Origin of the sequence: Shewanella sp. Isolate13, assembly GCF_022398325.1 — a bacterium.
GTDB lineage: Bacteria > Pseudomonadota > Gammaproteobacteria > Enterobacterales > Shewanellaceae > Shewanella.
In genome coordinates, this window is record NZ_JAKEVD010000008.1 from 156,292 (window position 1) to 165,463 (window position 9,172).

The 9,172-nt window shown below is 45.2% G+C and carries 6 protein-coding genes and 4 tRNA genes; 1 reads left to right on the forward strand and 9 read right to left on the reverse strand.

Annotated elements, in window-relative coordinates; genetic code table 11:
• Window positions 1-2: 2 nt before the first annotated feature.
• From L1D44_RS07860 to L1D44_RS07880, 5 genes are all read right to left on the reverse strand, one after another.
• Window positions 3-1,547 (reverse strand): phospholipase D family protein, encoded by a 1,545-nt coding sequence (locus tag L1D44_RS07860; RefSeq protein ID WP_239889620.1) that lies wholly within the window; start codon window positions 1,545-1,547, stop codon window positions 3-5.
• 26 nt (window positions 1,548-1,573) lie between these two features.
• Complete coding sequence (locus tag L1D44_RS07865) at window positions 1,574-2,044, reverse strand: dual specificity protein phosphatase family protein (RefSeq protein WP_239889621.1); 471 nt, start codon at window positions 2,042-2,044, stop codon at window positions 1,574-1,576.
• Between the two features lie 215 nt (window positions 2,045-2,259).
• Window positions 2,260-3,579, reverse strand: a complete 1,320-nt coding sequence (locus L1D44_RS07870) for a DEAD/DEAH box helicase (protein WP_239889622.1) — start codon at window positions 3,577-3,579, stop codon at window positions 2,260-2,262.
• Between the two features lie 122 nt (window positions 3,580-3,701).
• Window positions 3,702-4,253 (reverse strand): methylated-DNA--[protein]-cysteine S-methyltransferase, encoded by a 552-nt coding sequence (locus tag L1D44_RS07875; RefSeq protein ID WP_239889623.1) that lies wholly within the window; start codon window positions 4,251-4,253, stop codon window positions 3,702-3,704.
• Window positions 4,250-5,770, reverse strand: a complete 1,521-nt coding sequence (locus tag L1D44_RS07880) for an AlkA N-terminal domain-containing protein (RefSeq protein WP_239889624.1) — start codon at window positions 5,768-5,770, stop codon at window positions 4,250-4,252. Before L1D44_RS07880 ends, L1D44_RS07875 begins: the two co-directional genes overlap by 4 nt.
• 176 nt (window positions 5,771-5,946) lie before the next feature.
• Between L1D44_RS07880 and L1D44_RS07885 the strand changes: the two genes are divergently transcribed.
• A complete protein-coding gene (locus L1D44_RS07885) occupies window positions 5,947-7,776 on the forward strand; it encodes an ABC transporter ATP-binding protein (protein ID WP_239889625.1) in 1,830 nt (609 codons plus the stop codon).
• Between the two features lie 773 nt (window positions 7,777-8,549).
• Here L1D44_RS07885 and L1D44_RS07890 read toward each other — a convergent pair.
• The 4 genes from L1D44_RS07890 to L1D44_RS07905 all read right to left on the reverse strand — a co-directional run bounded on the left by L1D44_RS07890 (window position 8,550) and on the right by L1D44_RS07905 (window position 9,058).
• A tRNA-Ala gene (locus tag L1D44_RS07890) sits at window positions 8,550-8,625 on the reverse strand.
• A 47-nt stretch (window positions 8,626-8,672) separates the two neighbouring features.
• Window positions 8,673-8,748 (reverse strand) — tRNA-Glu (locus tag L1D44_RS07895).
• Between the two features lie 79 nt (window positions 8,749-8,827).
• Window positions 8,828-8,903, reverse strand: a tRNA-Glu gene (locus L1D44_RS07900).
• A 79-nt stretch (window positions 8,904-8,982) separates the two neighbouring features.
• Window positions 8,983-9,058: transfer RNA gene (locus L1D44_RS07905), tRNA-Glu, on the reverse strand.
• Between the last annotated feature and the right edge of the window lie 114 nt (window positions 9,059-9,172).

Sequence of the window (9,172 nt, forward strand, 5' to 3'; positions counted from 1 at the left end):
AATTAAAGCTGCGACTCAATCGGTAATAATGCGATGCAATCGACGAGAAACTTCCGCCAAAGCCCGGCATCGGGTTCGGTATAGATAATCCGCTGATGAAAATCATCGAACCAGATAAGCTCCCCCTCCTCTATTGCGAGTCGATAGGTGTTTCTAGCTAAGCTGGCCTCAATGCCGTCGACCACTTCCCCTGCTAATTGTTCATTATCGATGATCAAGCCCATCTCGGTATTTAACCACGCCGAGCGGGGGTCAAAATTAAAGGACCCAACGAAGGTTGACTGCTTATCTGTAATAAAGGTTTTAGCATGTAAGCTGCTCTTTGAACTGCCTGTCCAGCTACTGACTTTCTTCTGCTCAGGATTAGCTTTAACTTCGTAGATCTTCACCCCAGCTTCCAATAATGGTTGGCGGTACTGGCGATATCCAGCATGAACGGCAATGACATCCGTTGCGGCTAAGCTGTTAGTTAAGATAGTAATATCAATCCCATCCCTTGCAGCTTCTATAATGTTCTGAGTTCCTTCCCTTGTTGGCACAAAATAAGGTGAAATAATAAAAACCTCATTTTCCGCTTGTTGTAGAAACTCGCCGAGATCGGCTAAAATACTGTCACTGTCTAGCTGATGATTTTGTTTGTCAGGCTGATCATAAACCAGCTTTGCGTTGCCCCAATACCAATGCAAAGCATGGCTCTGCATCTGAGTAATGAGTTCACTATTCAATAAGCGTGTCATGTAGGGATTCGTTTGATACGCAGCTTTCTCGGATTCGACTAACGCCAAGGCTGTATCGACCTCCTCCGCCGTCACGCTATGGGCTGTTAGCGCTCCAACCTCAACGGTTAAAGGCGAATTCCAATAGAGATCAAATTGATCTGAAACCTCATCGACTGCAGGACCTATGGTCATTAGATCAAAGTCACCAAACTCTACATTGGTGTCGTTTGAAAAATACTCATTACCAATATTACGGCCACCCACAATGCTAATGGTATTATCGACGGTGAATGACTTATTGTGCATGCGATGATTGAGTCGAGAAAACCCGGCAACAAAGGCAAGATTACGAAAATCTCTCTCAAAAGAGGGGTTATACAAGCGAACCTGAATATTCTTGTGTTCGGCCAACATCACTAACGCTTCATCGGCATCTTTTACTGCCATATCATCTAGCAGTATACGGACTCTAACTCCGCGCTGTGCGGCATCAATTAAATGCCAGGTTAAGAGCCTACCGGTATCATCACCTCGATAAATGTAATACTGCAGGTCAATACTGGCTGTGGCGGCATTGACTAATGCTAAACGTGCGATGAAGGCATCAATACCATCGGTGAGAGGTAACACGCCTGTTTGCTGAGGATGCGCCTTCACATCGGCCTGTATATATTGCACCAATGGCCAATCTGGCTGCGCGGCTAACTTTGTCGTAATGGCTTTTTCGGGGTAAACGGGAGAGGATTGACAGCCTATTAACGCACTCAAGGCTGCCCAAAGAAAAATGCTTCGTAAAAGGGTAACTAACTGCAATCCATTTGCATTCATTTTATTATTCTGTTGCTGTGCCTTAGCTATTCTTGTAGCGCATAAAGCACATCGAATGCAAATTGATCCCACCCTTCGGCACTAAATGCAATATCACGGATCGCCCGAACTTGACTCACGGCGTGCAAAGGCGCGGCACCATTATCCATTAGGTAGTAAGCCATTATGAGGCCTGTTCTATCCTTACCCGAACGACAATGAATAAGCACCGTTTTATCCTGCGCTTCACACTGGCGAATAAAGGCTAACGCTTGCGGAACTTGTTCTACGCAATATACTAAGTCTTCCGGCTTAGGAGGAATATTACGCGAGAAAGGCACGCATAAATACTCTAAACCTGCGGCGGAAAACTCCGCTTCGATGCAATCTTCACCGTTATTTACAGATAATACGGCATCGATCCCCGCAGTCTTTAACTCCTGCAGATTCCAAGGATCTTTATTTGGTCCGCTGCGTCCTGCAATTTGTCCCTCAACTAACCAAAATAGGTGCTGCATAGTATTTCCTAAAATAAATTTTGAGTTTCAAACAAGGTTTAATCGCCAAGAGAATACATAAAGCCTAGATCTTGTGCTATCGCTTTATTGCTCGAGGAAGCAATACATGATGAAAAAAGGCGCTACCCCACAAAAATTACAATTTTTGTATAAAAAAGGGCTCAACTAGAGCCCTAATTCATGCTGTTTCTCAGTGCGCATTAATACGTTTGAGATTAAGATTTCTTACCCCAAACTTCAGCATTGACCTTTTTACGATGCTTCTTCCCGGTACCAGCTGGTTTCGCCATAGGCTTAGCATCACGTGATGGGCAGTCTGCAGGCGCTTCGAGATCGGCTTCAAACCCTGGGATCTGTTCACGCTCTAATCTCAGTTTGTTTTTCTTCTCTATTAACTTAAAGTGCTGGTATTCATCGTGAGAAATTAAGCTCATTGCTAAACCAGCCTCACCCGCACGGCCGCTTCGGCCAATACGGTGCATATAGTCAGCAGGACTTCTTGGCAGTTCAAAGTTAATCACGATAGGCAGCTTTTCAATATCGATACCACGAGCGGCGATATCCGTTGCAATGAGCACGCTAATCTCGCCGGACTTAAACCCCTCAAGCACGCGATTACGCGCCCCTTGACCTTTATCACTATGAAATACTTCAGCAGTAATACCGGCATTTTCAAGCTTTTGTGCTAAACGATTACAGCTATATTTTGCGCTGGCAAAGATAAGTACTTGCTGCCACTGATTATCTTTAATCAATTGCGCTAACAGAGCTGTTTTACGGTTGCGGTTAACGGTAATGACACGCTGCACCAGAGTGCTCTCTTCACTGCTTTGTAACTGCATTTCTACTGGGTTACTCAATAGCGAATCAGTAAGCTCACGCACCTCTTCTGGGAAAGTGGCAGAGAACAATAAGGTTTGTTTGTTCTTAGGCAGCTTAGCTAACAACTCATTTAGCTCTTCGGTAAAACCAAGGCTCAACATACGATCGGCTTCATCCAACACTAAGGTAGCTGTTTTATCCAGCTTAAGCGCATTGCTTGAAATCAGATCAATTAAACGCCCAGGTGTCGCAACGACAATATCTGCACCGCCACGTAAACTTTGCATTTGCACGTTAGTTGACACTCCACCATAAACCGCAAGGGTTTTAAGGTTAGGCTTAATCAATTGCGAGTAACGCATAAAGCTATCGCTAACTTGCTGCGCTAGCTCACGAGTAGGCACTAACACCAAACAAGAGACTAGGTTAGCGCCCGCTTTACGAGGCGATGCCTTAGCAAGCTTTTGGATGATAGGTAGCGCAAAAGCAGCGGTTTTACCTGAACCTGTTTTAGCCCCGCCCAGCACATCTTTACCCGCTAAAACCGCTGGAATAATATGTGATTGAATCGCAGTCGGCTTGGTATAACTCAGCAGTTTAAGAGTCTCGAGCAACTCAGGGATTAACCCTAGTTGGCTAAAGTCACTGTGAGCAGTTGTGTTCGCTACAGTTTGCGTTGCTACTTGGTCGGATGAAGATACTGGCTGAGTCATAATTTACAGGTTAATGCCTAATCAAAAATAAGGCGATTATTCTACGCTAATATCACTTTAAAAGCTTATTTTTCTTGTGCAAGAACCTAGGAGCTAATAACGCAAGATATCAATCCCATGAACTAAAATGCCAGTCCCTCAAGCTGTAATAGCTTCTGCTTCAGCGCTAAGCCATAAGCATAACCGGTTAACGCACCATTTTTACCTATGACCCTGTGGCAAGGCACTATTATCGCGATAGGGTTTGCCCCATTAGCAGTTCCAACCGCCCTCACCGCTTTGGGACGCTTAATACGCTCTGCAATCTGCGCATAGCTGCAGCTAGCCCCATACTCTAGTTCGGACAATGCCTGCCACACTAGACATTGAAACTCGGTGCCTTTCGGAGCCAGCTGGACGTCGAACTGTCGCCTGCTCCCTGAAAAATATTCTTCTAACTCTCGGCGAGCTTGTAACAGGTGTTGATTCGCCGCATCTAGAGCAAGGTTATCGTCAGCCGTTAAAATTGCAACATCACTCACTTCCCTAGACAACCATTCATCACTACTCTTGGGGATAACATTGAGATGGGTTAAACCGTTTTCATTTGCGCACAAAGACAACTCCCCTATCTCTGAAACAAAGTTCAATTTTGCTATTGGCTGTAAAGCAGTAGGTTTTAAACTGATTTTCATGAAAGATTCCATAATTGAAACGTGAGGTAGCTGCCCCAAGGAGCTACTTGTTTGGCGAGCGACTGAGTTAACAGTTCATAATCAAGACCTTTGTCGGTAGCCGATTTATCTGTAGCTGCTTGTTCGGTTTGATATTGTGCTAACACCCGCTTTTTAACGACAAGATCGCCGCATAACAAGATATCCGGCTCACTTAAACCACGCATTCTCGCATATGCCACGGTCCAAGGACCGATCCCTTTTATTGATAACCATTGTTCGAGATCTGCATTAGGGTTGTCCCAAACAAATTGCCCCAGCGCTGTGAGTGCTCGTTTACGGGCACCTGGCATCTTAAGCTCGGTTAACTCGGCCTTTGCGATCGCCTCAGGCGTTGGAAACAGAGTGACCTGTTTTTCCCCTATCAAGCGCTTCTCACCGTAGGTAAGGACTAACTGATTGAGCAGTTTTGACGCTTGAACAATACTCACTTGTTGGCCCAAGACCGCGCGACAACCCGCTTCAAATGCCGACCATACCCCTGGCAACCGTAACCCCGGGAGCATTAAGGGCGCTAAAGGCTCTATCAATGACAGTGCACTGTCGATTTGGTAGATATTCGCATCGAGATCTAGCACTCGTCTAATATTATTAATGATTGCATTTAACTGGCAGAGATCAGAATCCTTTTCCAAAACAATATCGACGTCAAATGCATTCCTTGCCCCATTGAGCTTTGCATCAAAGTAACCACTTACCCCATTGAGACTAAAGCTACGACCATAACTTAGGTTGTTATTGAGCCACTCCATCTCTTTTACAGCACGAAGCTGATAAAAATCGTATTGTTGCTGCCAAGCAAAGGGAGGCCGGAAGCTCAGCTGCACTCTCAATGTAACTTGACCACACTCGGCTAAAGGTTGAAGCAGTCTTCGCTCTGAATCGCCAAGTTGGCCTCTACTTTTTCTCAAGGCTGACGGGGTTAACTGCAGTTGCGCCTTAAACACTTCGTTAAAACGGCGAATACTGTTAAACCCGGCGGCAAAAGCAACTTGGGTAATGCTCAAATTCGATTGGTGTAATAGCTGCTTGGCGAACATCAGTTGCCTGTATTGCGCGTAATGCTTAACTGAGGTACCCAGCTTTTGCGTAAACAATTTTCGCAGGTAGCGACTTGAGATCCCCAAGCGCTCCGACAATGCCTCGACACTCAGTCCATCTAAACCAGAAAGCGCCCCGGCATCGATTAATGCCTTGGCCCTTTCTAAAGTCGTCTGCGTCCCCTTCCAAGCATAAGAGCGTGGCGCACTGTCGGGGCGACAACGTAGGCAAGGCCTTAATCCGGCATTTGCAGCTTGGACGGCGGTATCAAAGTAGCGAACATTTTCCTCTTTAGGACTTACTGCTGGACATACTGGCCTGCAGAATATCTTAGTCGTACACACCCCGATAAAAAACTGACCATCGAATCTGGGGTCTCGAGCGAGCCTAGCCTTACGACAAGCCTCTTTCGAAATTTGACACTCATGCTCAACCATTGAACTTACCCAATTACCTTTCCATGTCAGCCATATTACGCAACTAGCTAAGCAGTCACTAGCGGAAAACGGAACTGAATAGTTCTATCGCTTCATCGCTTACACTTAAGCCGCTGTTTCCTATATGCTAGTGACTAGTTACATTTTCCCAACATTGATAAAAACCGAGTACATAGATGTTCAAACGATTTGAATCTTGGGTGAATCCATTACCCGAAGAAGAACCAAAGCAACCCCCAAAAGGGATCTATGCATTTTGCCGTCATTACACCCGCGGGTTTGAAGTGCCACTGGTTATTATGTCTATTCTTACGGCATTATTAGCGATCCTTGAAGTCTCTCTTTTTGGCTATATGGGCGATCTCGTCGATTTGTTGGTTAAGCATGATCCTGAGACCTTATTTGAACAAGAAGGAATGCGCTTGCTTGGCATGACGCTGCTAGTTCTTGTGGTGATCCCACTACTGACTTTGCTACATGCACTCATTGTCTATCAAGGGTTATTAGGCAATTACCCCATGTCGATCCGTTGGCTAGCCCATCGATACCTGCTAAAACAGAGTGTTTCATTTTATCAAAATGACTTCGCGGGGCGGGTGGCGACCAAAGTGATGCAAACATCGCTTGCGGTACGTGAAACCGTCACCAAACTATTAGACGTATTAGTTTATATTTTGGTGTATTTCACTTCTATGGTGGTGATGATAGCCAAAGCAGATCTAAGGCTGATGGTGCCGATGTTGGTTTGGTTAGCCGCATACGTTGCACTGCAGTTTAAATTTTTGCCAAAGCTTAAAAAAGTATCAACCGAACAAGCGGACGCTCGCTCAACCATGACTGGTAGAATCGTCGATAGCTACACCAATATAGCAACGGTTAAACTGTTTTCACATACTCAAAAAGAGGCTGAGTATGCAAAAAGCAGCATGAAAACTTTTCTAGCCACAGTGTACAAACAGATGCGCTTGGTGACTTGGATTAATGTAAGTGTTCAAGTGATCAATTATATACTCGCGTTCGCTATTGCGGCAGTTTCTATTTGGTTATGGCGTGACAATGCGATTACTGTTGGTGCGATCGCCATTGCAATCAGCTTAGCCCTTAGGCTCAATGGCATGTCACAGTGGATTATGTGGGAGATAAGCTCTCTCTTTGAAAATATAGGTACAGTTGCTGACGGGATGAATACTTTGTCCAAGCCTACTGAGATCCAGGATATCAATAACGCATCCGCACTTTTTGTAGACCGAGGAAGCATAGACTTCGATAACGTAAGCTTTCATTATGGGGGGGCTAGCGGGGTAATAGATAATCTAAGTCTTAATATCAAAGCTGGTGAGAAAGTCGGTTTAGTAGGACGCTCTGGAGCAGGGAAATCCACATTAGTGAATCTATTGATGCGTTTCCATGATGTTGAATCAGGCAATATTGCTATCGACAACCAAGATATAACTCAAGTAACCCAAGATTCACTCCGCGCTCATATCGGCATGGTGACTCAAGATACCTCGCTTTTGCATCGCTCTATCAGAGACAATATCTTATACGGTAACCCCAACGCGACTGATGAAGAGTTAGCACAAGCAATTAAGAATTCTCAAGCTCATGAATTTATAGAGAACTTGAGCGATCCCGAAGGCAACGTTGGCTTAGATGCACAAGTTGGTGAACGTGGGGTCAAATTGTCAGGAGGCCAACGTCAACGCATCGCGATCGCCCGAGTATTACTCAAGAACGCCCCTATTCTTCTTCTAGATGAAGCCACGTCTGCGCTGGACTCTGAAGTTGAAGCCGCAATTCAAGAAAGTTTATATCAACTAATGGAAGGTAAAACCGTTATAGCCATAGCTCATAGATTATCAACCATTGCAGCAATGGACAGATTAATAGTGCTAGATGAAGGAAAAATTGTTGAGCAAGGAACCCATCAAGAGTTAATTAACTCAGGTGGGATCTACGCACAGCTATGGGCCCACCAGACTGGCGGATTCCTTGGGGTCGATTAGCACTTAAGTATCCATACTTGCCTCTCTTCTTTACGCTTCAAGTGTCCACAGTGAAAAGCCATCAGTAATGATGGCTTCTCACGTCTGCCCTAACAAATTTTTGTTAGTCATTTACCAACCCTAATCGCCACCAATAATCCACTGTTCAAACAACCTTTTGCATAACCGCACTGTAATCCGATTGGAACTACACGCTAGTTACACAGCACTTCTTAAATCAACAAATCCAAGTGTATTATACCAATCAATATAAAGATTTGGTCGCTCATCGAGAGTTTAGCGGTTCTGAGATAAGGTCATTAAGTGCTCCTCGGTAACTGCTCCTGCGTTACTCTACCTCCTATATCCATATAGTCGTGCTTTAATGACATTCACCACATCTGACCTCCTAGGATGGAGGGAATGTTTTATGTATGTCTGGAACATGCATGACCATGTGGTTTGCTGCGAGTGAAGAGCATAGTTGAACTAGGGTTAAGCTCCCTCTTGTTACTTAAGAGTCACAGCATCAGAAGCGCTAAAACTCGCCATTCTGGAGCGTTTTTGGCCGCCTACTTCTGCGTTGAACAGCTTCACAAGGGAATAACCATTCTTTCAGCTTTTCGCCTTGAATTAGTTGCCCAAAAGCCCTCTGAGTAGATCAACTTCTTATACTGATTGGTATTAGTAGCCGCTTTAATGCAAGTTAGGTAAGCAGGTAAAATCTGTAAATTACAGACATAAAAAAACCACCCTAAGGTGGTTTAATTACTTACTGATTTAAAGCAGTAAAATGGTGGAGCCTAGCGGGATCGAACCGCTGACCTCAACACTGCCAGTGTTGCGCTCTCCCAGCTGAGCTAAGGCCCCATTTCTGGTAAACATTCATGTTATTACTAACACGAATTTATAAATAGTGGTATCCCCTAGGGGATTCGAACCCCTGTTACCGCCGTGAAAGGGCGGTGTCCTAGGCCTCTAGACGAAGGGGACCCGGACTTACGTTTAGACTCCGTAAGGGAGTGAATACTCATTGAGCTCTGTAGGCTAAAACTCAACGCTTTATAAATAGTGGTATCCCCTAGGGGATTCGAACCCCTGTTACCGTCGTGAAAGGGCGGTGTCCTAGGCCTCTAGACGAAGGGGACCCGGACTTACGTTTAGACTCCGTAAGGGAGTGAATACTCATTGAGCTCTGTAGGCTAAAACTCAACGCTTTGTAAATAGTGGTATCCCCTAGGGGATTCGAACCCCTGTTACCGCCGTGAAAGGGCGGTGTCCTAGGCCTCTAGACGAAGGGGACCCGGACTGGCGTTATACTCTACCAAAGAGTGAATACTCATTGAGTTCTGTAGGCTAAAACTCAACGCTTTGTAAATAGTGGTATCCCCTAGGGGATTCGAACCCCTGTTACCGC

Coding starts and splice junctions, on each gene's coding strand:
- L1D44_RS07860 (WP_239889620.1), bottom strand. CDS start 1,547: ATGAATGCAAATGGATTGCAGTTAGTTACCCTTTTACGAAGCATTTTT.
- L1D44_RS07865 (WP_239889621.1), bottom strand. CDS start 2,044: ATGCAGCACCTATTTTGGTTAGTTGAGGGACAAATTGCAGGACGCAGC.
- L1D44_RS07870 (WP_239889622.1), bottom strand. CDS start 3,579: ATGACTCAGCCAGTATCTTCATCCGACCAAGTAGCAACGCAAACTGTA.
- L1D44_RS07875 (WP_239889623.1), bottom strand. CDS start 4,253: ATGAAAATCAGTTTAAAACCTACTGCTTTACAGCCAATAGCAAAATTG.
- L1D44_RS07880 (WP_239889624.1), bottom strand. CDS start 5,770: ATGGTTGAGCATGAGTGTCAAATTTCGAAAGAGGCTTGTCGTAAGGCT.
- L1D44_RS07885 (WP_239889625.1), top strand. CDS start 5,947: ATGTTCAAACGATTTGAATCTTGGGTGAATCCATTACCCGAAGAAGAA.